We start from the raw sequence: 25,900 nt of genomic DNA on the forward strand, positions 1-25,900 counted from the left end.
TGCGGGCCGCGGGGGCGCGAGTGCGGTCCGGGACAGATCGGACCCTTCGCGCGGGGCACGCGCGGACGCGTTCAGTCGGGGAGGTCCTCCTCGCCGCCGCCCAAGCCGTGCACGTAGGCCGCGACGGCGCGCACCTCGGCCTCGCCCAGCCGCTCGCCCCAGGGGGGCATCACGCCGAAGCGGGCCTCGCGCACGGACGTCTCTACCGCCTCCGGGTCGCCCCCGTAGAGCCAGATCGCGTCCGCGAGGTTCGGCGCGCCGATCGTGCGGTCGCCGGTGCCGCGCTCGCCGTGGCAGGCGGCGCAGTTGTCGGCGAAGAGGGCGGCGCCGGCAGGGTCGGCGTCCGCCAGCCCGCCCAGGTGCCGGACTTGGGCCACCACGGCGGCGATCTCCTCGTCTCCGAGCATCTCGCCGAAGGCGGGCATCTCGGACCAGCGGCCTTCGGGGTCGGCCTCGGAGCGGATGCCGTGGCGCACCGTGTCGGCGATCTCGCGCAGCGAGCCGCCCCAGAGCCACTCGTCGTCGAGGAGGTTCGGATAGCCCGCCGCAGCGACGCCCGCCGCGCCGCGCCCGTGGCACTGCGAGCAGTTGTTCTCGAACACCGACTCGCCGGCGGCCACGGCGAAGCGGTGGAGCGGCTCGTTCGCCGGCAGCACCGCGAGGTCGGTGCCCACGAGGCTGGCGAGCATGTCGGCGTTCGAGAGGTCCACGCGCTCGATCTCGGCGGCCACCTCCCCGCGGGTGGACCAGCCCAGCACCCCGGCGGTGGCGCCCGAGACCAGCGGCCAGGCGGGGTAGAGGACGGTGTAGATCACGCCCCACAGAATCGTCGCGTAGAAGGTCCAGAGCCACCAGCGGGGCAGGGGGGTGTTCAGCTCCTCAATGCCGTCCCAGCGGTGGCCGGTGGTCTCGGTGCCGGTCTCGGGGTCGATGCGGCGCTCGCTCATGGTGCCGTCTCCTTCGAGGCGGGGGTGCGGTCGCGCAGGGGCACCTGCGCCGCGTCGTCGTGGAGGGTGCGCGCGCCGGGGCGGAAGACCCAGAGCACGGCGCCGAGGAAGAACGCGAAGAGGGCGAGCAGGCCCCAGCTGTCGGCGATCTCGCGAAGGAGGGAGTAGAGGTCCATCGGCGCGTCCTCAGCGGCTCGCGTCAGGCTCGAAGGTGGAGAAGTCCACCAGCGTGCCGAGCATCTGAAGGTAGGCCACGAGCGCATCCATCTCGGTGAGCGCGCCCCCGGCCGTCGAAGTCGCGGACCTGGGCGCCGGGGTAGCGCTCCAGCAACCCGTCCACGTCGCCGAAGGGGTCGACCTGCGCGCGCATGTCGGCGGTGGCCATGGCCACCATCTCGGCCCCGTAGGGCACGCCCACCATGGCATGGGCCGCCACGAGGTCGCCCGCCCGCTCGGGGCGCAGCCGCGTCTCGGCCAGGAAAGCGTAGGGCGGCATGATCGACTCGGGGACGACCGACTGCGGGTCGACGAGATGGTCCACGTGCCATTCGTCGGAGTAGCGCCCGCCGACGCGGGCGAGGTCCGGACCGGTGCGCTTCGACCCCCATTGGAAGGGGTGGTCGTACATGGATTCGGCGGCGAGGCTGTAGTGCCCGTAGCGCTCCACCTCGTCGCGCATGGGGCGGATCATCTGGCTGTGGCAGGTGTAGCAGCCCTCGCGCACGTAGATTTCGCGGCCCGCCAGCTCGAGGGGCGTGTAGGGGCGCATCCCCGACACCTCCTCGATGGTGTTCTCGAGCCAGAACAGGGGGGCGATCTCGACCACGCCGCCGACCGAGACCACCAGGAGGCTGCCCACCAGCAGGAGGGTGGCATTCCGCTCCAGCCGCCGGTGCAGCGTGATGGTGCCGGTCTCGGGGGGCAGCTCGTTCGGGACCGCCTCGGGCAGGTCCGAGAGGGTGTCGACCTTCGGGTCGTCCTCGGGGTCGTAGGCAGGGTGTCTGGGATCGGTGCTCATGGGGGTCACTCCGCGGGAACGGCGGCGGTCACGGGGCGGGGCGCGCGGATGGTCATCCACATGTTCCACACCATCACCAGCGCGCCGGAGAGGTAGAGGACGCCGCCGAGGGCCCGCACCACGTACATCGGGAACTTGGCCTCCACGGTGTCGGCGAAGCTGTTGACGAGGAAGCCGTTCGCATCGACCTCGCGCCACATCAGGCCTTCCATGATCCCGGTGACCCACATCGAGGCCGCGTAGAGGACGATCCCCACGGTCGCGAGCCAGAAATGGAGGTTGATCGCGGGCACCGAATGCATCCGCGCGCGGCCCCAGAGCTTCGGGGTGAGGAAGTAGAGCGCGGCGAAGGTGATCAGCCCGTTCCACCCCAGCGCGCCGGAATGCACGTGGCCGATGGTCCAGTCGGTGTAGTGCGACAGGGCATTCACCGCGCGGATCGACATCATCGGCCCCTCGAAGGTCGACATGCCGTAGAAGGCCAGCGAGGCCACCATCATGCGGATGATCGGGTCGGTGCGGATCTTGTCCCAGGCACCTTCCAGCGTCATCAGGCCGTTGATCATGCCGCCCCAGCTCGGCATCCACAGCACTACCGAGAACACCATGCCCAGCGTCGAGGCCCAGTCGGGCAGCGCGGTGTAGTGCAGGTGGTGCGGCCCCGCCCAGATGTAGAGGAAGATCAGCGCCCAGAAGTGGATGATCGACAGCTTGTAGCTGTAGATCGGCCGGTTCGCCTGCTTGGGCACGAAGTAGTACATCATGCCCAGGAAGCCGGCCGTCAGGAAGAAGCCCACGGCGTTGTGCCCGTACCACCATTGGGTCATCGCGTCCTGCACGCCGGCGAAGACCTGCACCGACTTCGAGCCGAACACCGAGACCGGAATGCTGAGGTTGTTGACCACGTGGAGCATGGCCACGGTGACGATGAAGGCGAGGAAGAACCAGTTGGCGACGTAGATGTGCCGCTCGCGCCGGTGGAGGATCGTGCCGAGGAACACGGCGAGGTAGGCCAGCCAGACCACCGTGAGCCAGATGTCCACGTACCACTCGGGCTCGGCGTACTCCTTGGACTGGGTGGCGCCCAGCAGGTAGCCGGTGGCGGCCAGCACGATGAAGAGGTTGTAGCCCCAGAACACGAACCACGCCGCGTTGCCGCCCCACAGGCGCGCGGCGCAGGTGCGCTGCACGATGTAGAACGAGGTGGCGATCAGTGCGTTGCCCCCGAAGGCGAAGATCACCGCCGAGGTGTGCAGGGGCCGCAGTCGCCCGAAGTTGCCGTAGGGCTGCGCCCAGTCGAAGTTGAGCTGGGGGAAGGCGAGCTGGAAGGCGATGAAGGTGCCCACCAGGAACCCGGCGATGCCCCAGAACGCGGTGGCGACGACGCCGGCGCGGACGGGGCCGTCCATGTAGCCCGCCTCGGGCGCGCGGGCGGCGGGTGACGGCTCCTCCATGCGGCGCAGCGTGAGCAGGAACAGCCCCGCCGCGACGACCATCACGATCACCGCGTGGAGCAGGTATGCCGCGTCGAGCGCGCGGTTGGCGGCGATCGCGGCGAGCAGCGCCACGATCCCCAGCGTCGAGAGCTTCACGTAGTCCATCCGGCCCTTCCCCGTGGCGGGCCGAACGGCCCCTCGGGAACCGGGATAGGGGCCCCGCGCCGGCGCGGCCTTGATCGAGGTCAAGCGCGCCGAGTGGTCAGGCTGGGAAGGCGCCGCCCCCGTCGTCGCCCGCCTCCGCGAGCAGGCGCGCGAGGTCGTCGCAGAGCACCTCCCGCGCGCCCTCGAGCCGGATCACCCCGTCGCGGCGCAGGGCGGTGATCTGGCGGCTCACGGTCTCGATGGTCAGGCCGAGGTAGCTGGCCATGGCCTCGCGGGTGAGCGGCAGCGCGGCGCGCAGGGGGTGCGCGGCGGTGGAGGCCCGGCGCAGCACGATGGCGAGCAGGGTGGCGACCTTCTCGCGCGCGGTCTTGCGGCCCAGCAGCACCATCCAGTCGCGCGCCGCGTCCAGCTCGTCGAGCGACATCTCCAGCAGGCGGCGCGCCACGCGGGGCGTGTCGCGCATCATGGCCTCGAAGGCCGTGCGGTCGAACAGGCACATCGTGACGTCGGTCGCGGCGACCACCTCGTAGGGCGCATCCGCCCGCCCCGGGCGGCCCACGAAGTCGGAGGGCAGCATCAAGCCGACCATCTGCGTCCGCCCGTCCTCGAGCGAGCGGGTGAGCGTGGCGCAGCCCGAGACGATCGAGGCCACGAAGGGCAGCGCCTCGCCCTCCAGCACGATCGTCTCGCCCGCCTCCCAGCTGCGGTAGCTCTTCATGGCGGCGAGGCGCGCCAGCTCCACGCCCTCGCACGCGGCGCAGACCGCGCGGTGGCGGATCGGGCAGCGCAGGCAGTCCTGCGCGGCGACCTGGAGGTCGATGCGCGACATGGACGAGTGTCCCACGCCCGCCGGCGCGCGGCAAGGCGCGGCGGAGGCCAAGCCGCACCGTCGATCCCCCTCAGCAGGACAGCAGGAGCGGCACCGGGGCGTCGCGCAGGAGCGCGCTGGTGGTGGCGCCGAACAGGAATTCGTAGGCGCGCGAGTGGCCGAAGGCGCCGGCCACGAGCATGTCCGCCCCCACCTCGCGCGCCTCGCGCACCAGAACCTCGGCCACGGTGTCGTGATGGGGCTCGCGCTGGGTCATGACGACGTCGTGGCCGTGCCGGGCGAGCACGGCGCTCATCTCGATCATCGAGTGGTGGCGCATCGCGTCCAGGTCCCCGCCCACGTGGACGAGGTGGATCGCCGCGCCCTGCGCCAGGAGGGGCAGCGCGTCGAAGGCGGCGCGCGCCGCCTCGCGGGCGTCGGCATGGGCCATCACCACCCGGCGCCCGACGCCGCCTCCGATCCCCGCCTCGGGCACCAGCAGGACCGGGCGCCCGCCGCCGCGGACCACGCGCTCGGCGACGTGCCGGTGCTCGGAGGGCGCGTCCGCGCTGCCGGGAAGGGCCAGGAGCACGAGATCGGCGTTGCGGCACGCCACGGCCATCCGGTCCGCGGCGGCAAGGGGCGCGCCGCGCACGGTGCGCCACTCGCACCGCGCGCTGGCGTTTCCGGCCCGCTCGCGGAAGATCGCCTCGATCGCGTCGGCGCGGGCCGTCTGCGCGGCGTCGACCGCATCGCTCATGGACGGCGAGAAGTAGGCCTCCACGCCGGGATAGACCATGATCCCCTCCAGCGTGTGCTGGGCGACGAGATGGGCGTCGAGGCGCTCCGCGAGGGCGAGGCCGGCGTCGGCGAGGCGCGCGGCGGTCGCCTTGTGCGACAGGTGGGCGAGGATGGTTCCGACGGTCATGGGGCGTTCCTCCGGCTGCTTGCGTGGGGCGCGGGCCGGGGCGGCCCGCGCCGGGGCTCGGGATCGTGGCGGTGCAGGGCGGCACGACCAGCTCCGTCGGCGCGTCGCTCCCGGCGCCGGGCGGGGCGGACTCGACCGGGTCGCGGCCCGCCCGCCGGGCCCTCCGGACCGTCCCGGGGCAGCACCGTGATCGCGCCGCTCATGCGGTGGCCGGAGCTCCGGGGGAGGGCGGGGGAGAGGGGCGCGCATCGGAACGCTCCTTTGGATGCCTCGCCTCCGACCATGGGGCGTGCGGGACGCCCGCACCTTGCGCCATGTCAAACGCTCCCGGGCGACCGGAACGGGTGGTTGGCCCGGGTCAACGCAACGCAGGCCCGCCTTCCGTTTCCCCGGCCCCTGTCCCTATTCCGGCGAGGGCAGGGACCGGACGCTCCGCGTGGGGTGCGCGCCGGGCCATGCGAACCGCGGCGCGCCCTCACTCCTCCTTGAATGCCCGCCACATGCTGTCGGAGATGGGCTTCGCGAGGTACTGCGCGAAGGTGCGCTCCGCGGTCTGGATCATGACCTCGGCGGGCATCCCGGGCGTGGGGGTGAACCCGCTCACCCTGCTCAGCTCCTCGCCGTCCAACGCGATCCGGGCGACGTAGATGTCGAGGGTGCTGCCCTCGACCTTCTCGGAGATCGCGTCGGCCGACACGTAGACCACGTGCCCCTCGAGGATCGGCGTGGTCCGCTGGTTGAGCGCCACGAGCCGGACCGCCGCGATCTGCCCCAGCTCCACGCTGTCGATCTCGTTGCGCGAGATCTTGGCCTCCACGATGAGCGGCGCGCCGGTCGGCAGGATCTCGGCGATCGGCTTGCCGCTCTCGATGACGCCGCCGGGCGTGTTGTACAGGAGCCGGACGATCGTGCCGTCGACCGGCGCCTCGACCACGGCGCGGCGCAGGATGTTCCGGGCCGTGCGGGACTTCTCGCGAACGGAGTCGAGCTCGGCCTGGATCGCCTGGAGCTCCTCCAGCGCCACCTGCCGGTGCTCGGACCGCGCCTGGTCGATCTGGGTGCGGTGGCGGCTCTGCACCATCTCGATCTCCTCGATCTCCGCCTCCAGGCGCCCGATCTGGCCCTCGGCCTCGGCGATGGTGCGGTCGATCACGTTGATCTGCGTGCGCCGGACCAGTCCCTTCTCGAGGAGCTGCTGCTGCGATGCCTGCTCCTCGCCGAGGATCGCGAGCTGCCGCTCGTGCGAGTCGAGCTGCAGGCGGTAGCCGCCGGCGCGGATCTGCAGGGCCTCGATGTTGCGCTCGATCAGCGCGACGTCCTGCTCGAGCGCGCGCCGGGCCTCGCGGAAGTTCAGGCGCTGGCTGGCGATGATCGCCTCGACCTCCGGGTCGGTCGCCGCGGCGATCACGAGGCGGTCCGGCATCGTAACCGTGGCGGCGCCGTCGTGCTCCGCGAGGAGGCGGGCCTCGGTGGCCTCGAGGCGCACCTCGCGCAGGAAGAGCTCGCGCTCGTTGGCGAGCGCCGCCGTCTCGTCGAGCCTCAGGATCGGCGTGCCCGTCCTCACGCGGTCCCCTTCCGCGACGAGGATCTCGCGGATGATACCGCCCTCGAGGTGCTGCACGATCTTGTTCTGACCGGTGGCGACGAAGCTGCCCTGCGAGATCACCGCGGCCGCCAGAGGCGCCTGGAACGCCCAGACCCCGAAGCCGCCGAAGGCGCAGACCATGAGCGCGATCCCGAACTTCGCGTGGCCGCGGATGGACCGCGGGACCTCGTCGTACCATTCCGCCGCCGGGTGCGGGGCGAGGGGTGCGGGTGCGAGGCTCATGTGGGGTCCTTCCGAGTCGCGGGCGTTCCCTGCGGGACCTGCCCGCCCGGGCGCGCGCTCTCCTGGATCTTGCGGAGCACCTCGGCGCGTTCGCCGAACAGGGCGACCTGCCCGTCGCGCAGGAGCATCACCTTGTCGACCTCGTTGAGGAGCTGGGGCTTCTGCGTGATGGCCACCACGGTGATGCCGTTCTGACGGGCATGTCCCAGGGCGTTCGCCAGCGCCTTGTCGCCGGCGGTGTCGAGGTTGGAGTTGGGCTCGTCGAGCACCACGAGCCGGGGCGTCCCGAAGAAGGCGCGGGCGAGCGCGATGCGCTGCTTCTGTCCCCCCGACAGCGGCGCGCCGTCCGCCGACACGGTGGTCTCGTAGCCCTGCGGCAGGTTCGAGATCATCTCGTGCACGTCGGCGAGCACCGCCGCGTCGTGGATCTGCTGGTCGGTCGCGTCGCGGCGCATCCGGCCGATGTTGTCCTTGATGGTGCCGGGAAAGAGTTGGACGTCCTGGGGCAGGTACCCGATCGACTCGCCGAACTGGCGCGGATCCCAGTTGCGGATGTCCATGAGGTCGAGGCGCACGTTGCCAGAGGTGGGAAGGATCGAGCCCACCAGCATCTTGCCCAGGGTGGTCTTGCCCGCGCCCGAGTTGCCGATCACCGCCAGCGTCTCGCCGGGGTTGAGCGAGAAGCTGACCGCGTTGAGCACGACCTGCTTGGTGCCGCCCGGGACGTAGAGCAGCCGCTCGACGTCGAGGCGGCCCTCGGGCCGCGGCAGGATCAGCTTCTCGAACTGGAGCCGCGACGACAGCAGCAGCGCGCTGATCCGCCCGTAGGCGGCGCGCGAGAGCAGGAACGCGTTCCACCCCTCGATGGAGCCCTCGATCGGCGCGAGGGCGCGGCCGGCGATGATGGATGCGGCGATCACCATGCCGCCCGTGATCTGCCCGTCGATCGCGAGGTAGGCGCCCCAGCCCAGCATGCTGATCTGCGTCAGCAGGCGGACCGCCCGCGAGATGGCCGCGAACACGATGTTGCGGTCCTGGGCGTGGACCTGGGCCGTCAGCGAGGCGGCCGTGTCGCGGCCCCAGATCGACACCGCCTCGGGGATCATCGCGAGCGCGTTGATGATCTGGCTGTTGCGCGACATCGAGTCGAGGTGCCCGTGGGCGCGCGACTGCGCGGCGTTCGCCTCGCCGAACAGCCCGGCGGTGGCCTTCTGGTTGCAGATCGCGATCACGAGCAGGATCAGCGCGGTGACCACGACGATGGCGCCGAGGTCGGGATGGATCAGGAACACCGCGAAGATGAAGAGCGGCGCGAAGGGCACGTCGAGGAAGGAGATCAGCGTGCCCGAGGTCAGGAAGCCGCGGAGCTGCTGCAGGTCGCCGAGCACCTGGTACTCCCGCCCCGAGCCGTGCAGCGAGGCTGCCGCGGCGGCGCTGAGGACCGGCGCGCCCAGCCGCACCGCCAGCTCCACCGCCGTGCGCATCAGCATGAACCGCCGGACCGCATCGAACACCGCCTGGAGCGTCACGGCGCCGACCATCACGATGGTCAGCATGATAAGCGTGTCCACCGAGCGCGAGGTCAGCACACGGTCCGAGATCTGGAACAGGTAGACCGGGATGGCGAGGATCAGCACGTTCGTCGCGCAGGTCATCAGCATCACGAACAGAAGGTTGCGCCGGATCGCGGCCCGCCCGAGGCGCAGGCTACGCCCGAAGTCCTGCGGCGGCGTCTTGCGGTGAAACCCGCCGATGCCGCCGCCGCCGCCGCCTCCGCCGCGATCGCCCTGGCCGCCCCCGCCGGTGGGCGTCCCCGAAGCCCGCAGCGGCTCGTTGGCGCGCTCCTCGATGGTGGTGCCCAGACGGTCCGTCGGCGAGGACGGCGTCACGCGGGCCTCGACCTCCGGCGGCAGCCGGCCGGTCTCCGCCTCGCCGGTCGCGTTTCCGAGGTCTCCTTCCGGGTCGGTCTTGCGGCCCTCGTCCGGAGCGGTGTCCGCGTCCGGGGATGCCGCGGGAGGGGGCTCCGCGATGTCGCCCTTGGCGTCGTCCGGGGCATCGTCGCGCGCACCCACCCTGTCCGCCGTTCGCAGCCAGAGCGGGATGCGGGCGCCGGGGTCGTTGTCGAGTTGGTCTTTCATGACATTCCGTTCCGCGGCCTAGGCCAGCATTCCTTGCATCACGTCGACGTCGCCGCCGGTGGTTGCCATGGCGGCGAGGGTCGCCTCCTGGATGTCCGCGGCGTCGACCAGACCGTCCGCCAGGAACGCGACGGCTTCCGAGGCCAGATCCTCCGCGTCGGGGATCGAGTCGATTAGGCTGGCCTGGTGGAGGAGGGCGTCCGTGTAGAGCTCGCCCCCGACCAGCACCTCCGAGTCGATGCCGAGGTCGGTGACGCTGGCGACGTTGATCTGGGTGTTCGCGCCCGTGGTGATCTTCGCGGCCTCGCCGGCCGCTCCGACCGCCAGGTCGCGCGCCGCGCTGACCAGGTCGGAGTCCCCGAGCACGTTCATTTGGTTGACCACGGTCACCTCGACGAAGTCGCCCGCGATCCAGAGCGCGAGCAGGGGCATGCCCCCGTGCACGAGGAAGCCGTCGGCGATGCCCGAGAGGTCGGCGCCGCCGGCGGCGAGCGAAGCGCCGGCCGCCTCGAAGCCCGCCTTGAGCGAGGCGTAGGCGTCGATCCCGACCGTGCTGAGGGAGGCGACGTTCGCCTGGACGTTGCCGCCGGTCGCGAGCGCCGGCGCCGCACCGGCGGCGGACGCCCCGGACGGGACGGACGCCCCGGCGCCGGGAAGGACGATCGTGTCGGAATCGTAGAGCACGCTCGTCTGGTGGATCGTGGTCATCTTGACCATGTCCCCGCCGACGAAGATCACGTCGTAGGCCAGACCGAAGATCCCGAGGTCGGCGTCGTTGAACACCACGTTCTCGCCGGAGATGATGCGGCTCGACGCGCTCGTGACCGATACGGTGTCGGTGTCGGTCACGAAGATCTGCTGGTCGAACACGTTGTAGGACACGAGGTCGCCCTCGACGCGCGCGATCGCCCAGCCCGCCGGGGCGACGCCGCCCTCGGCCTCGGTGATCGGCTTGAACTGCGACTCCTGCTTCGAGAACGACGCCGCGTTGTAGCTGCGCGGCGCCTCGAAGCCCGGAACGCCCCCGCCTGCCGCCGGAGCTAGCGCGCCGTCGGCATCGCGCCCGATCACGACGTCCCGGTCGACCGTCGCCGCGACCTGGCTGATCGCCTCGACCTCGACCGCATCGCCCATCACCGCGATCACGGGCGCATCCACCCAGGCCGAGGTGACGTTGACGGCGTTGACGACGAGGTTGCCGCCGGTCACGACCTCGCTCTCGAACGCGTCCCCGTCGTCCTCGTCCTCGTCCTCCTCCGGGGCGGGAAGGGGAAGCGCGGGCAGCGCGTCGACCGCCTCGCCGTCGACGAACTTCGCGGCGTGGCTCTCCACGTCCTCGACGACGTGGACGGTCCACGTCCCGCCGCCGCCGGCGTCCGCCGCCTTGCCGCCGAACGGGGCGACGGCGTCGGTCGAGACCGCCCTGGCCCCGGCGGCCCATTCGGTCTCGCCGAACGCCCCGGGCTCCGCGATGGCCCCGGAGGGAACGCCGTGCGCCGCCTGGGCCTCCTCCGCCACGGCAGCGGCGAGCGAGACATGGTGCGCGAGGCCGGGCGCGCTGCCCGTATCGGGCGGCTCGAGGGTTCCGAACACGTCCGCGTCGGACAGCGCGGCGGTCTGCACCGTGATCGTCGCGACGCTGCCTGGGGGGGGCATCGGCGGCATCGGCGGCGCCACGGGTCCGGGCGTGGGCTCCGGGACCGGCACCGGCGTCGGCGTGAGGGCCGGCGGGACGCCCGGTCCGGGCCCGTCCGTCCCCGGAGGGTTCGCGGGCACGTCCGGCGCCGCGGGCGTGTCGGGTTCGTCCTGCCAGCCCCAATCGGCCGGAAGGGGCGTCAGCTCCGGCGGCGAGATCAGGTGCTCGACCTCGGGGGTGCCGGGCAGCATCTGCTCGATCCCGGCGTCGTAATCGAGACCGGGGTCGAAGCCTTCTAGCTGGTGGGAAGAGGTGATGTGGGGGTGGTGGCCCCCAAGCGGTCCGGGGTCTTCGGCCCGGGCGGCGTGCCCTGCGAACGAGTCGTGCTGGGCGCGCATCCGCGCCTCTTCGACCGCGACCGCGAAGAGGCCGATGAATCTCGCGATGATGCCAGTGGTAGCGTCCAAACCGGGTACTCCAACACAATCAGAGACCTGAAGACGAGGTTCCTTCGGGTCCGCGGGTCGTCCATGGCCTCCGGTTCTGTTGCGGCGGGGCCGGAAGAACCGGCCCCGCCCGTCTCAGTGGGGTGCGATCAGACGGTGTCTCCGCCGTCGTCGCCCGAGTAGGTCGAGCTCATCGAGCCGCCGACCAGGGTCATGTCGACCTCGTTGCCGAGCACGTTGGCACCCTGGACCACGGTCTGGTTGAACGCGTCCGTGGTGAGCTCGGCGCTGGCGTCGGCCATCGACTGGCCGGTGACGTAACCGTCGTCACCGTTGCCCGAACCCCAGGAGCCGCCGTTGCCGCCCCCGCCGCCGGCACCGCCGGTGGCCGCACCGCCGTAGCCGGCGATCGCCTCGCCGATGTCGGCCATGCCGCCCGTGGCCGCGCCGCCGGACGCGGCACCGCCCGCGGCACCCGCGGCCGTGGCCGCACCGCCCGCGCCGGTGTCGCCGCTCATCGCGGACGAGGTGCTCTCGCCCGACGCGGTCGTGGTGGCGGTGTTCGCGGAGTCCGCGGCGCCACCGTAGCCCGCGATGGCATCGGCCATCGCGTCGCCCGAGCCGTCGACCGTCAGGTCGGACATGGCGTCCGACATGCCGCCGTCGCCGGCATTGGCTTCGGAGCTTCCGTTGCCGGCCCCGTCGGCCGCGCCTTCGAACGCCCCGTTGCCGGATCCGGCGTCACCGCCGGCGGCATCGGCGTTGCCCGTGCCGGACGCCTCCGCAGCCGCGTCCGAGGCCGCGTCGATCGCGCCGCCCGCGGCACCCGCCGCGTTGGACGTTCCCGTCCCGGTGCCGTCCGCCGTGGTGTCGCCGTCGACACCCGAGGCGCCTCCGTCCCCACCGTTGGCATCCGCGTCCGCGTCGCCGGACGCTTCGGCCGTCGAGTCGGTGTCGGCGTCCGAGGTGCCGCCCGCGCCGCCGGCGCCGTCGGCCGTGCCGGTCCCGGTGCCGGTCGCATCCGAGTCGGCCATCGAGTCGGACGTGCCGCCCGCGCCGCCCGTGCCGTCACCGGTGCCCGTGCCCGTGCCAGCGCCGTCGGCGCGGCCCGATTCCGGACCCTCGCCGCCCGCGCCGCCCGTGCCGCCGAGCCCGCCGGCGCCGCCGAGGCCACCGGACCCGCCGAGACCGCCCAGGCCGCCGGTGCCACCCAGGCCGCCGGTGCCGCCCGCGCCGCCTGCGCCGCCCGGATCACCGCCGTCGCCGCCGTTGGCGTCACCGCCGTTGCCGTCGCCGCCGTCGCCGCCTTCGGCACCGTCGCCGCCGTCACCGCCTTCGCCGCCATCGCCGCCTTCACCGCCCGCGCCGCCGTCGCCTTCGGCGTTGGATCCGGCGAGACCCGCGCCGAGGCCGAGGCCCAGGCCGGTTCCGTTGCCGCCGTCCGCGTCGCTGTCGCTGTCGGCGCCGGACAGACCCGCGCCGAGGCCGAGGCCGGTCGCGGTGCCATCGCCGCCGTCGGCATCGCCCGACGTGCTGTCGCCGTCGCTGTCGGACGCGCCAAGGCCGAGACCGATCGCGCCGGTGTCACCGCTGTCGCCCGCGGTGGAGTCGTTGTCGGACTGCGAGGCGCCGAGACCGACGCCCAGACCTGCCGAGTTGCCGTCGCCACCGTCGCCGGAGTCGCCGTCGGCCGTCGAGTCGCTGTCGGACGCGCCGAGGCCGACGCCGATCGCGCCGGTGTCGCCGCTGTCGCCGCCGTCACCGCTCACGGTGCCGTCGGACGAGGCCGCGCCGAGCCCGAGCCCGAGCGAGCCGGCATCGCCGCCCTCGCCGCCATCCGAGGTCGCGGTCGAGGTGCCGTCGCCGTCACCGAGGCCGAGCGCCAGCGCGCCGCTGTCGCCGCCCTCGCCGCCGTCGGTGTCGCTGGCCGAGGTCGAGGTGCCGTTGCCGAGGCCGAGGCCGATCGAGTTCGCGTCACCGCCCTCGCCGCCCTGGCCGCCGGCCGCGGTCCCGTTTCCGCCCTCGCCGCCGTTACCGCCGTTGGAGTTCCCGTCACCACCGGTGCCGTTCCCGCCGATGGCTTCGCCACCCTCGCCGCCGTAGTTGTCGCTGCCGCCCTCGCCGCCGCCGGAGTCGGCGTCGATGCCGTCATCGCTCGTCGCGGTGCCGCCGTTGACCGTGCCGGCCCCGTCGAACGTCCCGTCGTTGGAGAGCGAGATGTCGGAGAGGTCGTCGTCGTCGGACAGCGTGTTCGACTGGACGTTGATGATGCCGGCATCGTTGCCTTCACCGCCCAGCGAGTCGGACAGCGCGCCCGACAGGTCGGGATCGTTGCCCGGATCGTAGGCGAGATTGCCTTGGGCAAAGATGTTGCCGTAGATCGACGACGAGCCGGAGGCATCGAAGTCCGCGAAGTCGTTATCGTCCGGCGGGCCTTCCATGCTCATCGTGGCGTCGAGGTTCACGTCGACGTTCGAGGCGTTGGCGTTCGAGACGTCGCTCGACGCGAAGTGCTCGTGGGTCGACGTGTTGTCGTTGCTGTTGGCGTTGTCCGACGCGTTGGCGTTGGAGTTGAAGTTCTCGCCGATGCTCGAGCTCGCCGAGTTGGAGTTCGATCCGGAGTCGGAGTTGGAGTTCGATCCCGAATCGGAGGCGGACGCCGCGTCAGCCGCGGAGCCGGAGTCCGAATTGGAGTTCGATCCCGCGTCGGAGTTCGAATTGGAGTTCGAACCGGCGTTCGCGCCGGCGTCCGCGTCGGAGTTCGCTCCCGAATCGGACGTGCTGGCCGCGTTGCCGGCGCCGGCGCCTGTGGCGTCCGCTCCGCTGTCGGACGAGCTGTCATTCACGTTGACGTTCTCGTTCGTCGAGGTCTGATCCTGGTGCTGATGTTGGTGCTGGTGCTGGTGCTGCCCGTGCAGGTCGTCGAGGTCATGGTCGCCGTCGGCGATCTGGAACAGCTGCTGATTGTTGCGTTCTGACATGGCGTCTTACTCCGCGCGCAACGATGTCGACCGCCAATCCATACAAAGCGGACATTGCCATCGGCTGCGCATTAATGATGAACATGGATCGACGCGGATTCCGATGCGGGGGAAGGCGCGCCGTCGTATCTCGAACTTCTCGATACCTCCCGCTTGTGCACTCGTAACAGGGGCGCGAAACAACCGGCATTCACACTGGAATGCGTGTCGGAATCGATTTCCCCACAGGCGCGCCGCTCCGTAATCCGGCGCCCGGACGGCCGTGCCGCCTCGGTCCGGAAAGTGTGTGCCAATATCGGCAGGAGAAAAATACATCGAGTTGCGTGCCCGTCGGATAGTCGGCGCAAGTATATGTTTTTGTTGAAATTACCGAAGGTTATTCAGATCTCGTGGCGTATTGCCGTCCGGGCGTCAGGGGCGCTTAATTAACCCTCCGTTTACGCACGTTAACCGAACGGTTATGCTGCGGGCGAGGGCGCGACGGGATGCGGGATCGCATTCTTGGAAATTCCTGCGCGGTCTTGGCCGTGCTTGGAGCAAGTATGTTGCCCCTGCGTCAACCGTATGATAATATGGGATTTGCTAGGTTCGATGCGCGATGATTGCGCGCACCCCGATTGAAGTGGCTGCCATTTCCTCTTTGCACCAAGGCTACATATTATGATGAGTAAGTTGGGCGTAGAGCCATTTCACTACGAACGTACCACGTCCGGGCAGGGCGCCTATGCGCGGCTGCACCTGATCGGATCGTTCCCGTCGCTCTCGGACCGCTCCGTGCTGCACCTGGCGTCCGCGGCCGGCTGCCGCAGGGTGCAGCGGTTCGAGGCGCTGGGGGACGTAGGGGCCGCCGACGAATCCGGCGCACTGACCCTGATCGACGCGGAACTCCTCGGGGCGGCGGGCGCCGTCGAGCGGATCGAGGCCCTCGCCGACCACGGCGCCGCCGCCCTATGCTACGACGCCGCGACCGATCCGGCGCCGCTGCGCCGGGCGCTCGGGGCGGGGCGGCTGGCGTCGGTCTCGGTCCTGAAGCTCGGCGTCAGCTTCGAGGAGCTGATGTCGGCCATCGACCTGATCGCCGGCGGGTCGACCTACTTCGCCCCCGAGATCGTCGCGGCCCTGCTCCGGACGGACAAGCCCTGCGAGCTCCGGTTCGATCCGCTGACGGAGCGCGAGGTCGAGGTGCTCAGCCGGGTCGCCCAGGGAAAGAGCAACAAGGCGGTGGCGCGCGACCTGTCGATCACCGAGCACACGGTGAAGCTGCACGTCCACCACATCCACCGGAAGATCGGGGTCTGCAACCGCACGGCCGCGGCGGGCTGGTACCTGTCGCGGCAGTCGTGACCGCGCCGGCCGGGATCCGATGACCCCCGCGGATCCCGGCGGCGGCGCCGTCCCGTTCGACGAGTTCCTCCTGCTCGTGGGCAAGCTGAACTACTCGTGGACGAACACCGAGAGCCTTCTCATCCACCTGATCGCGCGGCTGGTCGGGTGCGACGACCAGACCGCCACGGTCATGTTCCTCACGCTGAACTCGACGCGCGCGCGGCTGGACCTGGTGGAGCGGCTGGCCAAGCTCGAGCGCGTGCCCGCGGAGCGGCGCGAGACTATCCTCGCCCTCACGTCGCGGTTCGCGAAGCTCTCGGGCCTGCGCAACCGCTACAGCCACTGCATCTACTCCTTCGACCAGAACAGCGGGGCGATGCGCACGATCCTCATGCGGATCGCGGACCGGAAGCACAGCATCAAGGTGGGGCAGACGAGCGACATCGATCGCTCCGCCGCCCGCGAGGTGCAGGACGCCATCGACGCGATCGCCGAGCTGAACATCGACATCTGGCGCGCGGTGGGCGAGGCGTTTCCGGACCAGCCCGCCAAGGGCGCCGGGTAGGGGAGCGGCCCCCCGCGGCGGAGGCGGCCTAGGCCGACAGCGCCCTCGCGGCCTCGCTCTGGCTGAGGAACACCTGCCCCGTGAGGTGCGCGAGGAAGTCGGTCCGGGCGAGGCGGTCCATGACGGGCCCCTTCACCTCCGACAGGTGCAATGCCACGCCCATGTCGCGCAGGCGCGCGACGAGCGCCTCGAGGCTCTCCAGCGCGCTCAGGTCCACGGCGTTCACGGCCGAGCACATCAGCACCACGTGGCGCAGGGCGGGGCGCTCGGCGGCGAGGGCGAGGACGTGCGCCTCCAGGCCTTGGGCGTTCGCGAAGTAGAGGCTTTCGTCGATGCGCACCGAGAGGACGGCCGGGTCGGTCTCGACATGGTGGCGCTCGACGTTGCGGAAGTGCTCCGTGCCCGGCACCCGCCCCACCACGGCGACGTGGGGCCGCGAGGTGCGCCACAGGTGGGTAGCCAGCGACACCAGCACCCCGGCGGCCACGCCCGGCTCCACGCCGAGCAGGAGCGTGGCGAGGATCGTGACGGCCACGGCGGCGAAGTCGGCGCCGCTGTAGGCCCAGGCCCGGCGCAGGATCGCGAGGTCCACGAGCGAGAGCACGGCGACGATGATGGTGGCCGCCAGCACCGCGTCGGGCAGGTAGTGGAGGAGCGGCGTCAGGAACAGCGAGGCGCCCAGCAGGCCGAGCGCGGTGAGGATGCCCGCCGCCTGCGTCGCCGCGCCGGCGTCGAAGTTCACCACCGAGCGCGCGAAGCCGCCCGTGACCGGAAAGCCCCCGGTGAAGGCGGCGCCGATGTTGGCGGCCCCGAGGCCGATCAGTTCGCCGTCGGGGTCGATGCGCTCGCGGCGCTTGGCGGCGAGGGTCTGGGCGACCGAGACGGACTCCACGAACCCGATCACCGCGATGGCTGCGGCCGAGCCGGCGAGGGCCAGCCACAGGTCCGGCGCGAATCGGGGCAGGGTGAGGGGCGGCAGGCCCGCGGGCACGTCCCCGACGATGCGCACGCCCGCGAGGTCGAGGCGGAGCATCCACACCGCGAGCGTGGCACCCGCGACGGCGAGGATCGGCCCCACGCGCACCGCGATGGCGGCCGGGCGCTCGGCCACGCCGAGGCGGCGCAGGAGCGGCCCGAGGCCCCGCCGGACCCAGAAGAGGAAGCCGAGCGCGCCCGCCCCGATGGCGAGGGTGGGTCCGTGAACGTCTCCGAGGTTCGCACCCAGCGACAGCGCCAGCTCGGGCAGGGTGTGGCCGTGGGCCTCGATGCCCAGCACGTGGCGGAGCTGGCTTGCGGCGATCAGGATTCCGGAAGCGGTGATGAAGCCCGAGATCACGGGATGACCGAGGAAGTTGGCCAGCACGCCGAGGCGCAGCACCCCCATCGCCAGCAGCATCGCGCCCGACAGGAGCGCGAGGACGAGGGCAGCGGCGACGAACTCCGGCGATCCCGGCTCGGCCACGCGCCCCGCCGCGGCCGCCGTCATCAGCGACAGCACGGCCACGGGGCCGACCGCGAGCGTCCGGCTAGTGCCGAAGAGGGCGTAGAGGACGATGGGCAGGATCGACGCGTAGAGACCCGCCTCGGGCGGCAGCCCCGCCAGCATCGCGTAGGCCAGCGACTGGGGCACCAGCATGATCGTCACGATCACGGCGGCCAGCGCGTCGGCGCCGAAGGCCGCGCGGTCGTAGCGCCGGCCCCAGTCCAGGGCCGGCACGAAGCTGCGGAGGCGGTGCATCTCAGCCTTCGACGGGCAGGCCGGCCTTGCGCCAGCCCTCGAGGCCTCCCTCGATCACGTCGGCCTCGTATCCCATGCGCCGGAGCTGGGCTGCGGCCATGGCCGCGCGGGCACCCGAGGCGCACAGGACGTGGACGGCGCGCGCGTCGACGAGGCGGCGCTCGGCGGTGGGCAGATCCGGGTCGGCGCGCGACTCCAGCACGCCGCGCGGCACGTGGAGCGCGCCCTCGACGCGACCCTTCTCCTCCAACTCGCCCGACTCGCGCACGTCGAGGATCAGTCCCCCGGCGTCCTGCGCCTCCTGCGGGGAGACGCTTCCGACCTGCGCCTTCGCCTCGGCCACCAGGTACTTCATGCTCATCGGCATCGCGGCACTCCTTCAGAACTTGTTGAGCGGCATCTTGAGGTAGCTGTGCCCGTCGTCCTCGGGCGGGGGCAACTGGCCGGCGCGCAGGTTCACCTGCAGCGCGGCCAGCATGCGGTCGGGCAGCGCGAGGGTCGCGTCGCGCTTCTCGCGCTTGGCGATCCAGGCATCCCGGTCGGTGCCGCGCTTCACGTGGACGTTGCGCTCGAGGTGCTCGGCCACGGTCGCCTCCCACTCGGGCGCGTCACGGTCGTCGCCGGGATAGTCGTGGCCGATGAAGAGACGGGTCGACTCGGGCAGGGCGAGGATCGCCTGGATCGAGGCCCACAGCTCCGCCGCCGAGCCGCCCGGGAAGTCGCAGCGCGCGGTGCCCTGGTCGGGCTGCATCAGCGTGTCGTGCACGAAGGCCGCGTCCTCGCCCACCACGTAGGTGATGGACCCCAGCGTGTGGCCGGGCGAGAGCATCACCCGCACGTCGAGCTTGCCGATCCGGAACGTGTCGTCGTCGGCGAACAGGCGGGCGTAGTCGCGGTCCACGTCGAACGCATCGGGCATGTTGTAGAGCCCGCGCCAGAGCTCGGCGATCTCGCGGACCTTCGTGCCGATGGCGTTGGGCACGCCGAAGCGCCCGGCCAGTTGCACCGAGGCGGTGAAGTGGTCGGCATGGGGGTGGGTGTCAAGCACCCATTCCACGGTCAGGCCCTCGCGCTCCACGATGGCGATGGCCTGGTCGCGGGCCTCGGTGCCGGTCGAGAAGCCGGCCGGATCGAAGTCCTGCACCACGTCGACGAGCGCGGCCTTCCGCGTCTCGGGGCAGGCGACGACGTACTGCGCCGAGCCGGTGGGGGGGTCGTAGAAGCCCCAGACGTCGGGCGAGCCGGGGCCCTTCGAGGGGGAGTGCCGCTCGGTGCGTTCGGAATCGGACATGTCAGGCTCCTTGCGTTGCGGGGGCGGGGGCGAGGGCGCGCTTCGCCGGACCGCCCAGGACGAGGCCCAGGACCATCGCGACGAGGAAGACGAGCGCGCCCGCGTCGAGCGAGGGCAGGGCCGTCCAGGCGGGGCCGGGGCAGAAGCCGCCGATGCCCCATCCGGTGCCGAAGAGGGCGGCGCCTACCAGCAGCGGGCGGTCTACGTCCCGAGCCGAGGGGATGTCGAAGTCCGGCATCGCCAGGGGGCTCGCGCGGCGCCAGGCGAAGCGGTAGCCGAGGAAGGCCGTCACGCTCGCCCCGCCCATCACGAAGGCGAGGCTGGGGTCCCACGGACCCAGCACGTCGAGGAAGTTCAGCACCTTCGCGGGGTTCGACATGCCCGAGACGACGAGGCCGAGGCCGAACACGAGGCCGGCGAGGAATCCGAGGAACGCGCGCATCGGTCAGCCTCCCACCACGTGACGCAGCACGAGCACGGTCGCGGCGGCGAAGAGCATGAAGGTGATCACGGCGACCAGCGAGCGCCCCGACAGCCGCGCCAGCCCGCAGACCCCGTGCCCGGACGTGCAGCCCGAGCCGACGCCGGTGCCGAGACCGACCAGCAGTCCCGCCAGCGCCATGCCAGGCACCGACGGCGGGATCGCCTGCTCGAACGGGCCGGCGATGAGCACGTAGAGGACCGGCGCCGCCACCAGCCCGCCGAGGAAGGCGAGGCGCCAACCCCAGTCGGGCGCGGCGTCGCGTCCGGGGATCGCGGGCGAGAGCGCGCCGGTGGAGATCCCGGCGATGCCGGCGATGCGGCCGAAGACTAGCATCACCATCACCGCGGAGAGGCCGATCAGGACCCCTCCGAACAGCGAGGCCCACAGCGTGAAGGCGGTGGGAACGACGGGCAGCATGGGCGGTCCTCCGGGTCGGGCGAATGCGCACTGGCGCGAACGGGCTTGTGGGGCTATATATGCACAATGTCTAAATCAGGCAACGCTAATATAGGGGGAGCGGTTCCCGAGGCGCTCGCGGAGCGGGCCGACCGCGTGGCCGCGCGGCTGGGCGTGCTCGCCAACGCCAAGCGCCTCCTGATCCTGTGCCACCTGATGCAGGCCGAGACGGACGGCAGCGGCGAGATGACGGTGGGCGCGCTGCAGCGCGCCGTGGACCTGTCGCAGTCGGCGCTCTCCCAGCACCTCGCCCGCCTGCGCGACGCCGGCATCGTGGCGACGCGGCGCGAGGCGCAGACCATCCACTACCGCATCGACGATCCCGAGATGCGCCGAATGATGGCCGCGCTCTACGACGTGTTCTGCCGCGGCGCCTGACGCACGGCCCGTTGCAGCCCCCATTCTGGTCGACTAGGATACCAGTAATGGGGAGGGTGCCATGGATCGGACGTTGCGGGTTCTCGTCGCGGGAACGGGCTTCGCGGGGCAGGGGCACGCGGAGGCCTTCCGCGCCGCGGGCGCCGAGGGCGTGGGCATGGTGGGCCGCACGCCCGAGGTGGTGCGCGAGGTCGCCGCGCGCATGGACATCCCCCATGCCGGCACCGACTGGACCGCCGCGCTGAAGGCGTGCCGCCCGGACGTCGTCTCGATCGCCACCCCCGGCGGCGCCCACCACGGGCCGATCCGCGCGGCCATCGACGCGGGCTGCCACGTGTTCTGCGACAAGCCCCTGACGGACAGCGCCGACACCGCCGAGGACCTGCGGGACCGCGCGCGGGCGCGGGGCGTCAAGACGGCCTTCGCGGCGAGCTTCCGCTACACCCCGAGCGTCCTCCACGCGCGCGCGCTGGTCGCGGCGGGCGCCATCGGCGAGCCGACGGAGGTGGAGTGCATCTCGCACTTCGGCCTCGAGCGAGGCATCCCCTTCGGCTGGTCGCACCGCCGCGCGGACGGCGGGGGGCGGCTCGCCAACAACTTCACCCACTCGCTCGCCATCGTCACCTCGGTGGTGGGCGAGCGCATCCTCGGCGTCTTCGGCGACCTGCGCGACGATCTCGGCCGCGCGCCAGTCGTGGAGGGCGTGCACGACTTCACGAAGCGCCGCGCCTTCATCCCCGCCGATCTGGACGACCCCGCCCTGGAGTGGGGCGAGAGCGACGTGGAGTGGTCCTACGCCGTGCTGGCCCGCATCGAGAGCCCGCTGGCCACCAAGCCCGTCTCGGCGCTGTTCAAGCACAGTGGGCTGGTGCCGCGCCTGCGCGAGGATCACGTGGTGTTCTACGGCACCCGCGGCGCGATCTATCTGGAAGGGCACTACGGCAGCGGCACGCTCCACCACCACGACGGCACCGGCTGGCGGATCGTGCCCACGCCCGAGGCCATCCGCGCCGCCGTTCCCGAGGCGAAGGGCGAGACCGAGCAGTGCTGGGCGCATCTCGCCCGGCTCTTCGTGCGCGACATCCGGGGCGAGGCGGTTGAGCCCTACCCGACCTTCGAGGAGGGCGCGCGCTACCAGCGCATCATCGACCTCCTGCGCGCGGGCGGGACATGGACCGAGGTTCCGGCGCCGGAGGGCGCGGCATGAGGATCACCGGCGCCAGGGTGTTCGTGGGCGGACCCGGCAAGAATTACGTCACGCTCAAGATCGAGACCGACGTGGGCGTGCACGGGCTGGGCGACGCCACGCTCAACAACCGCGAGACCCTGCCCGCCGCCTACCTGCGCGACTACGTCGTGCCGAACCTCGTGGGCATGGACCCGCGCCGCTCCGAGGACATCTGGCAGTTCCTCTACCGCGGCGCCTACTTCCGCCGCGGGCCGGTCGCCATGGCCGCCTTCGGGGCCGTCGACATGGCGCTGTGGGACATCAAGGGCAAGCTGGCGGGCATGCCGGTCTGCGACCTGCTCGGCGGGCGCAGCCGCGAGGGCGCGATGGTCTACGGCCACGCCGCGGGGGCAGACCTCGAGGACCTCATGGACTCCGTCGCCTCCCACGTGGAGCGCGGCTACCGCGCCGTGCGGGTGCAGTGCGCCGTGCCCGGCATGGCCGGCTATGCGGTGCCCGAGGCGCGGGGCGGGGCGGGCGACTTCATCACCGACTTCGGCGGCATCCGCTCCAAGGTGGAGGCGTGGGACACGGGCCGCTACATGCGCTTCATGCCCGGCGCCCTGGCCGAGATCCGCGCCCGCTTCGGGCCGGAGCTGCACATCCTCCACGACGTCCACCACCGCCTCCTGCCCCGCGAGGCCGCGGAGTTCGCCCGCGCGGTCGAGCCCGTCGGCCTCTTCTGGCTGGAGGACCCGACCCCGGCCGAGGATCAGGACGCGCTGCGGATCATCCGCCAGCACTCCACGGTGCCGCTGGCCATCGGCGAGGTGTTCAACTCGATCTGGGACTGCAACCGCTTGATCGAGCGGGAGCAGATCGACTTCATCCGCGTGGCCGCCACCTACGCGGGCGGCATCACCCACGTGCGGCGCATCGTCGACCTAGCGGCGCTGCACCACGTGCGCACCGGCTTCCACGGGGCGCCGAGCCACTCGCCGATCTGCATGGCGGCCCACGCCCATCTCGACGTCTGGGCGCCCAACTTCGGCATCCAGGAGTGGCTGGTGCTGGGGACCCCCGCGTGCGACGCGCTGTTCCCCACGGAGCACCGAGTCGAGGACGGCATGCTGCGGGTCAGCGACGCGCCGGGCCTCGGGGTGGAGTTCGACGAGCGCGAGGCGGCGCGCTACGAGTACCGCCCCGGCAGTCATCCGGTGGTGCGGCTTGGGGACGGCACGCTCTGGAACTACTGAGGGGCGCCGCCGCCGCCCCCCGGGGTCAGCGGAACGAGCCGGGCATCAGCGTGCGCGGCAGCCACAGGGCGATCTCCGGAAACACGATGATCGCCACGAGGATCAGCAGCATCGGTACGAGGATGATCACCACGTCGCGCATCACCTGCACCACGTTCATGCCCCCGATCGCCGCCGAGATCAGCAGGCACAGCCCGTAGGGCGGCGTGACCAGCCCAAAGGCGAGGCTGACGATGCCGATGATCGCAAAGGCAATGGGGTCGATCCCGGCGGCCTGCGCCACGGGCATCAGCACGGTGCCGAGGATGATGATCGTGGGGATCGCGTCGATGAAGAGGCCGAAGAACAGGAACAGCGCCGCGATCATCACCGCCGTGCCGAAGGGGCCGAACTCCATCGCCGTCATCGCGCCCACGATCAGGCGCGGCACGTTGTAGAAGGACAGCATCCAGCCGAAGGCCGAGGCCGTCCCGATCGCGAAGAGCGAGATCGCCGCGAAGCGCGCGGTGTCGTAGAGGATGCCGCCCAGGTCGCGCAGCGTGACGGTGCGGTACACGAACATGCCCAGGATCAGCGCGTAGCCCGCGGCGATGATCGCGCTCTCGGTGGGGGTGACGATGCCGCCCACGATGCCGCCGATCACCAGGATCGGGGTCAGCATCGCCAGCGCGGCGCCTTTGAACGCCTCCCAGAACGCGCTCCTGGTGGGGCGGAGCGCGATGGGGTAGTCGTAGATCTTGGCGTAGGCGTAGACCGTGGACGTCAGCGCCAGCCCGATCAGCAGCCCCGGGATCGCGCCGCCGAGGAAGAGCGCGCCCACCGAGACCTGCATCACGCCGCCCCAGACCACCATCAGGATCGAGGGGGGGATGATGACGCCCATAACGGACGAGCAGGCGGTGATGGCGATGGCGAAGCGCGTGTCGTAGCCCTCGCGCTGCATGGCGGGGATCAGGATCTTGCCGCAGCCCGCCGCATCCGCCGTGGACGAGCCCGAGATGCCCGCGAAGAGCATCGAGACGGCCACGTTCACATGGCCCAGCCCGCCCGGCATCCAGCCCGTGAGCACGCGGGCGAAGGCGATCAGGCGGTCAGTGACCTTGCCGGAGTTCATGAGGTTCGCGGCCAAGAGGAAGAACGGCACGGCGAGCAGGATGAACGAGTTGTACGACTGGAACATCCGGTCGATCACGATGAATGGCGTGAGCCGCAGCTCCAGCACCACGATCGGGATCGTGGCGATGCCGAGCGCGAAGGCGACCGGCACGCGGATGAACACCATCACGAGGAACGAGCCGACGAGGACGAGGCAGGCGAGGCCGGTGGATACGATCACGACGCGGCCCCCGCTTGGCGGTACTCGGCCCAGGCCTCGGCGAGGCGGTAGGCGGTGAACACGGTCCACACCAGACCCGCGATCGGCACCGAGACGTAGGTGACCATGAGGTTGGCCCGCATCATCACCGAGCGCTGGTTGCCGCCGAAGGCGGCGTAGTCGAGGCCGTACCAGAAGAAGTAGAGCGAGAAGACCCCGATCAGCAGGAGCACGACGGCCTTCTGCAGGAGGCGGGCGAGGGGGCGCTCGGCGTCGGGCAGGACGCGCACGTCGAAGTGGGTGCCGTCCCAGACCGCCACCATCGCGCCGATCATCACGATCCACACGAAGATGAAGGTCGACAGCTCCTCGGTCCACAGGAAGGTCGGGATCAGCCCCGTGTAGCGCGAGATCACCTGCATCGCGACGGGGATGGCCAGCGCCCCCATCAGCACGGCGAGCAGCACGCGCAGCCCGTCGCAGAACCTGTCGAGCATCCGTCCGATCATTTCGGGAGTCCTTGGGAGGGGAAACGGGGAGCGCCGCGTCGGCGCCCCCCTGGCGCGCCCCCCGGGGAGGGCGGGCGGCGCGTCGTCACATGCCGCGGATGCGCTCGAGCAGCTCGGTGGCGCCCAGCTCGGCGGCGTAGGCGTCCTGCACGGGCTTCACGCGCTCGAGCATCTCGTCGCGGCCCTCGAACTCCTGCACCTGAATCTGGCCGGCATCGACCATCTCCTGCAGCTTCTCGCCGTCCTCGCGCGATTCGAGCTCGCGGCCGTAGGCGCCGGCCTCCTCGCCCGCTTCCATGATCGCGGCCTGCAGGTCCTCGGGCAGGGCGTCGAAGGTCTTGGCCGACACCACGATGGGCCGCACGGTGATGGTGTGCTGCGTCTTGGTGACGTGGGGGGCGACCTCGTAGAACTTGAGGTTCTGGATCGAGGCGGCCTCGTTCTCGAAGCCCGCGATCACGCCGGTCTGGATGGCGTTGTAGACCTCGTTGTAGGCGATCGCGGAAGGCGCCGCGCCAACGGCCGCGAAGGTCTGGGCCTGGATCGGCGCGCCCATCACCCGCATGCGGTGGCCCGACAGCTCGTCCATGTTGGCGATCGGCTCGGCCGAGACGAGGTTGCGCACGCCGCCGCCGGTGTAGCCCACGATCACGATGCCGGCCTTCTCGCGCAGCTCCTCCTCGAGGGGGGCGAGCGCGTCCGAGGACAGCACCGCGTTCCAGTGGTCGAGGTCGCGGAACAGGAACGGCATGTCCATCAGCGGGATGGATTCCGAGAACACCGCCATGTTGGAGGGGGCGATGATCGTGTAGTCGACCGCGACGCCCTGGTTGAGGTAGGTGACGTAGTCGCTCTCGACGCCGAGCTCGCCGTTCAGGCGCAGGTCGAACTCGACCTCGCCGTCGTACTTCTCCTGCACCAGCTCCTCGAAGCGGCGCAGCGTTTTGGTGAAGGCGTGCTCCTCGTCGAACATCGAGGCGCCGCGCAGCGTCACCTCCTGCGCGACGGCGGCGAGCGGCGTGGCGGCGATGGCGGCGGCGGCCACGAGGCCGAGCGTCCTGCGGTTGATCGTCATGGCGGAAT

The 25,900-nt window shown here is 71.4% G+C and carries 22 protein-coding genes and 1 pseudogene; 5 read left to right on the forward strand and 18 right to left on the reverse strand.

Annotation, left to right across the window (positions count from 1 at the left end; all coding sequences use genetic code 11):
- Nucleotides 1-71: 71 nt before the first annotated feature.
- The 10 genes and pseudogenes from ccoP to K3554_RS05225 form a co-directional block, all read right to left on the reverse strand.
- Entirely contained in the window at nucleotides 72-947 is an 876-nt protein-coding gene (gene ccoP / locus K3554_RS05180) for a cytochrome-c oxidase, cbb3-type subunit III (protein WP_259944552.1), read from the reverse strand.
- Entirely contained in the window at nucleotides 944-1,123 is a 180-nt protein-coding gene (locus K3554_RS05185) for a cbb3-type cytochrome c oxidase subunit 3 (protein WP_259944561.1), read from the reverse strand. The genes ccoP and K3554_RS05185 overlap by 4 nt, the downstream gene beginning before the upstream one ends.
- A gap of 10 nt (nucleotides 1,124-1,133) precedes the next feature.
- Nucleotides 1,134-1,965, reverse strand: a pseudogene (gene ccoO / locus K3554_RS05190) (cytochrome-c oxidase, cbb3-type subunit II).
- Nucleotides 1,966-1,970: 5 nt separating this feature from the next.
- On the reverse strand, nucleotides 1,971-3,566 hold the full coding sequence (ccoN, locus tag K3554_RS05195) for a cytochrome-c oxidase, cbb3-type subunit I (protein ID WP_259944566.1): 1,596 nt from the start codon (nucleotides 3,564-3,566) through the stop codon (nucleotides 1,971-1,973).
- 97 nt (nucleotides 3,567-3,663) lie between these two features.
- Complete coding sequence (gene fnrL, locus K3554_RS05200; protein ID WP_259944568.1) at nucleotides 3,664-4,395, reverse strand: transcriptional regulator FnrL; 732 nt, start codon at nucleotides 4,393-4,395, stop codon at nucleotides 3,664-3,666.
- Between the two features lie 70 nt (nucleotides 4,396-4,465).
- Complete coding sequence (locus K3554_RS05205; protein WP_259944571.1) at nucleotides 4,466-5,302, reverse strand: universal stress protein; 837 nt, start codon at nucleotides 5,300-5,302, stop codon at nucleotides 4,466-4,468.
- Between the two features lie 475 nt (nucleotides 5,303-5,777).
- Nucleotides 5,778-7,130: an HlyD family type I secretion periplasmic adaptor subunit gene (locus K3554_RS05210; RefSeq protein ID WP_259944573.1), complete on the reverse strand. Its 1,353-nt coding sequence runs from the start codon at nucleotides 7,128-7,130 to the stop codon at nucleotides 5,778-5,780.
- Nucleotides 7,127-9,268 (reverse strand): type I secretion system permease/ATPase, encoded by a 2,142-nt coding sequence (locus tag K3554_RS05215; protein ID WP_259944574.1) that lies wholly within the window; start codon nucleotides 9,266-9,268, stop codon nucleotides 7,127-7,129. The genes K3554_RS05210 and K3554_RS05215 overlap by 4 nt, the downstream gene beginning before the upstream one ends.
- Nucleotides 9,269-9,286: 18 nt before the next feature.
- Nucleotides 9,287-11,371 (reverse strand): hypothetical protein, encoded by a 2,085-nt coding sequence (locus tag K3554_RS05220; RefSeq protein WP_259944582.1) that lies wholly within the window; start codon nucleotides 11,369-11,371, stop codon nucleotides 9,287-9,289.
- Between the two features lie 128 nt (nucleotides 11,372-11,499).
- Nucleotides 11,500-14,331, reverse strand: coding sequence for a hypothetical protein (locus K3554_RS05225; RefSeq protein ID WP_259944587.1), 2,832 nt, complete (start codon nucleotides 14,329-14,331; stop codon nucleotides 11,500-11,502).
- A gap of 663 nt (nucleotides 14,332-14,994) precedes the next feature.
- On the opposite strand from K3554_RS05225, the gene K3554_RS05230 reads away from it, so the two are divergent.
- Together K3554_RS05230 and K3554_RS05235 are read left to right on the forward strand one after the other, a co-directional pair.
- Nucleotides 14,995-15,675, forward strand: a complete 681-nt coding sequence (locus tag K3554_RS05230) for a response regulator transcription factor (RefSeq protein ID WP_259944589.1) — start codon at nucleotides 14,995-14,997, stop codon at nucleotides 15,673-15,675.
- Nucleotides 15,676-15,694: 19 nt separating this feature from the next.
- Nucleotides 15,695-16,222 carry a hypothetical protein gene (locus tag K3554_RS05235; protein WP_259944590.1) on the forward strand — a complete coding sequence of 176 codons (528 nt, stop codon included), beginning with the start codon at nucleotides 15,695-15,697 and terminating at the stop codon, nucleotides 16,220-16,222.
- 28 nt (nucleotides 16,223-16,250) lie between these two features.
- On the opposite strand, the gene K3554_RS05240 is transcribed toward K3554_RS05235, so the two are convergent.
- From K3554_RS05240 to K3554_RS05260, 5 genes are read right to left on the reverse strand one after another with little or no spacing between them, the layout of a single operon-like run.
- Complete coding sequence (locus K3554_RS05240; protein WP_259944598.1) at nucleotides 16,251-17,960, reverse strand: SulP family inorganic anion transporter; 1,710 nt, start codon at nucleotides 17,958-17,960, stop codon at nucleotides 16,251-16,253.
- A gap of 1 nt (nucleotide 17,961) precedes the next feature.
- Nucleotides 17,962-18,327, reverse strand: coding sequence for a rhodanese-like domain-containing protein (locus tag K3554_RS05245; RefSeq protein WP_259944603.1), 366 nt, complete (start codon nucleotides 18,325-18,327; stop codon nucleotides 17,962-17,964).
- 12 nt (nucleotides 18,328-18,339) lie between these two features.
- Nucleotides 18,340-19,251: an MBL fold metallo-hydrolase gene (locus K3554_RS05250; RefSeq protein ID WP_259944608.1), complete on the reverse strand. Its 912-nt coding sequence runs from the start codon at nucleotides 19,249-19,251 to the stop codon at nucleotides 18,340-18,342.
- A gap of 1 nt (nucleotide 19,252) precedes the next feature.
- Nucleotides 19,253-19,693 (reverse strand): DUF6691 family protein, encoded by a 441-nt coding sequence (locus K3554_RS05255; RefSeq protein ID WP_259944612.1) that lies wholly within the window; start codon nucleotides 19,691-19,693, stop codon nucleotides 19,253-19,255.
- A 3-nt stretch (nucleotides 19,694-19,696) separates the two neighbouring features.
- Complete coding sequence (locus K3554_RS05260; RefSeq protein WP_259944616.1) at nucleotides 19,697-20,152, reverse strand: YeeE/YedE family protein; 456 nt, start codon at nucleotides 20,150-20,152, stop codon at nucleotides 19,697-19,699.
- A 66-nt stretch (nucleotides 20,153-20,218) separates the two neighbouring features.
- Between K3554_RS05260 and K3554_RS05265 the strand changes: the two genes are divergently transcribed.
- The 3 genes from K3554_RS05265 to manD all read left to right on the forward strand — a co-directional run bounded on the left by K3554_RS05265 (nucleotide 20,219) and on the right by manD (nucleotide 22,993).
- Nucleotides 20,219-20,569, forward strand: coding sequence for a helix-turn-helix transcriptional regulator (locus K3554_RS05265; RefSeq protein WP_259944629.1), 351 nt, complete (start codon nucleotides 20,219-20,221; stop codon nucleotides 20,567-20,569).
- Nucleotides 20,570-20,630: 61 nt separating this feature from the next.
- Nucleotides 20,631-21,776 carry a Gfo/Idh/MocA family protein gene (locus K3554_RS05270; protein ID WP_259944654.1) on the forward strand — a complete coding sequence of 382 codons (1,146 nt, stop codon included), beginning with the start codon at nucleotides 20,631-20,633 and terminating at the stop codon, nucleotides 21,774-21,776.
- Nucleotides 21,773-22,993 (forward strand): D-mannonate dehydratase ManD, encoded by a 1,221-nt coding sequence (gene manD, locus K3554_RS05275; protein WP_259944656.1) that lies wholly within the window; start codon nucleotides 21,773-21,775, stop codon nucleotides 22,991-22,993. The genes K3554_RS05270 and manD overlap by 4 nt, the downstream gene beginning before the upstream one ends.
- A 25-nt stretch (nucleotides 22,994-23,018) precedes the next feature.
- On the opposite strand, the gene K3554_RS05280 is transcribed toward manD, so the two are convergent.
- The 3 genes from K3554_RS05280 to K3554_RS05290 all read right to left on the reverse strand — a co-directional run bounded on the left by K3554_RS05280 (nucleotide 23,019) and on the right by K3554_RS05290 (nucleotide 25,892).
- Entirely contained in the window at nucleotides 23,019-24,329 is a 1,311-nt protein-coding gene (locus K3554_RS05280) for a TRAP transporter large permease (protein ID WP_259944660.1), read from the reverse strand.
- On the reverse strand, nucleotides 24,326-24,805 hold the full coding sequence (locus tag K3554_RS05285; protein WP_259944664.1) for a TRAP transporter small permease: 480 nt from the start codon (nucleotides 24,803-24,805) through the stop codon (nucleotides 24,326-24,328). Before K3554_RS05285 ends, K3554_RS05280 begins: the two co-directional genes overlap by 4 nt.
- A gap of 97 nt (nucleotides 24,806-24,902) precedes the next feature.
- Nucleotides 24,903-25,892 carry a TRAP transporter substrate-binding protein gene (locus tag K3554_RS05290; RefSeq protein WP_259944665.1) on the reverse strand — a complete coding sequence of 330 codons (990 nt, stop codon included), beginning with the start codon at nucleotides 25,890-25,892 and terminating at the stop codon, nucleotides 24,903-24,905.
- Nucleotides 25,893-25,900 lie beyond the last annotated feature (8 nt).

This window comes from Jannaschia sp. W003 (assembly GCF_025144335.1).
Taxonomy (GTDB): Bacteria; Pseudomonadota; Alphaproteobacteria; order Rhodobacterales; family Rhodobacteraceae; genus Jannaschia.

What these genes read in the sequence shown, in the direction of transcription:
- ccoP (WP_259944552.1), bottom strand. Translation starts at nt 947, where the DNA reads ATGAGCGAGCGCCGCATCGACCCCGAGACCGGCACCGAGACCACCGGC.
- K3554_RS05185 (WP_259944561.1), bottom strand. Translation starts at nt 1,123, where the DNA reads ATGGACCTCTACTCCCTCCTTCGCGAGATCGCCGACAGCTGGGGCCTG.
- ccoN (WP_259944566.1), bottom strand. Translation starts at nt 3,566, where the DNA reads ATGGACTACGTGAAGCTCTCGACGCTGGGGATCGTGGCGCTGCTCGCC.
- fnrL (WP_259944568.1), bottom strand. Translation starts at nt 4,395, where the DNA reads ATGTCGCGCATCGACCTCCAGGTCGCCGCGCAGGACTGCCTGCGCTGC.
- K3554_RS05205 (WP_259944571.1), bottom strand. Translation starts at nt 5,302, where the DNA reads ATGACCGTCGGAACCATCCTCGCCCACCTGTCGCACAAGGCGACCGCC.
- K3554_RS05210 (WP_259944573.1), bottom strand. Translation starts at nt 7,130, where the DNA reads ATGAGCCTCGCACCCGCACCCCTCGCCCCGCACCCGGCGGCGGAATGG.
- K3554_RS05215 (WP_259944574.1), bottom strand. Translation starts at nt 9,268, where the DNA reads ATGAAAGACCAACTCGACAACGACCCCGGCGCCCGCATCCCGCTCTGG.
- K3554_RS05225 (WP_259944587.1), bottom strand. Translation starts at nt 14,331, where the DNA reads ATGTCAGAACGCAACAATCAGCAGCTGTTCCAGATCGCCGACGGCGAC.
- K3554_RS05230 (WP_259944589.1), top strand. Translation starts at nt 14,995, where the DNA reads ATGAGTAAGTTGGGCGTAGAGCCATTTCACTACGAACGTACCACGTCC.
- K3554_RS05235 (WP_259944590.1), top strand. Translation starts at nt 15,695, where the DNA reads ATGACCCCCGCGGATCCCGGCGGCGGCGCCGTCCCGTTCGACGAGTTC.
- K3554_RS05240 (WP_259944598.1), bottom strand. Translation starts at nt 17,960, where the DNA reads ATGCACCGCCTCCGCAGCTTCGTGCCGGCCCTGGACTGGGGCCGGCGC.
- K3554_RS05245 (WP_259944603.1), bottom strand. Translation starts at nt 18,327, where the DNA reads ATGCCGATGAGCATGAAGTACCTGGTGGCCGAGGCGAAGGCGCAGGTC.
- K3554_RS05250 (WP_259944608.1), bottom strand. Translation starts at nt 19,251, where the DNA reads ATGTCCGATTCCGAACGCACCGAGCGGCACTCCCCCTCGAAGGGCCCC.
- K3554_RS05255 (WP_259944612.1), bottom strand. Translation starts at nt 19,693, where the DNA reads ATGCGCGCGTTCCTCGGATTCCTCGCCGGCCTCGTGTTCGGCCTCGGC.
- K3554_RS05260 (WP_259944616.1), bottom strand. Translation starts at nt 20,152, where the DNA reads ATGCTGCCCGTCGTTCCCACCGCCTTCACGCTGTGGGCCTCGCTGTTC.
- K3554_RS05265 (WP_259944629.1), top strand. Translation starts at nt 20,219, where the DNA reads ATGTCTAAATCAGGCAACGCTAATATAGGGGGAGCGGTTCCCGAGGCG.
- K3554_RS05270 (WP_259944654.1), top strand. Translation starts at nt 20,631, where the DNA reads ATGGATCGGACGTTGCGGGTTCTCGTCGCGGGAACGGGCTTCGCGGGG.
- manD (WP_259944656.1), top strand. Translation starts at nt 21,773, where the DNA reads ATGAGGATCACCGGCGCCAGGGTGTTCGTGGGCGGACCCGGCAAGAAT.
- K3554_RS05285 (WP_259944664.1), bottom strand. Translation starts at nt 24,805, where the DNA reads ATGCTCGACAGGTTCTGCGACGGGCTGCGCGTGCTGCTCGCCGTGCTG.
- K3554_RS05290 (WP_259944665.1), bottom strand. Translation starts at nt 25,892, where the DNA reads ATGACGATCAACCGCAGGACGCTCGGCCTCGTGGCCGCCGCCGCCATC.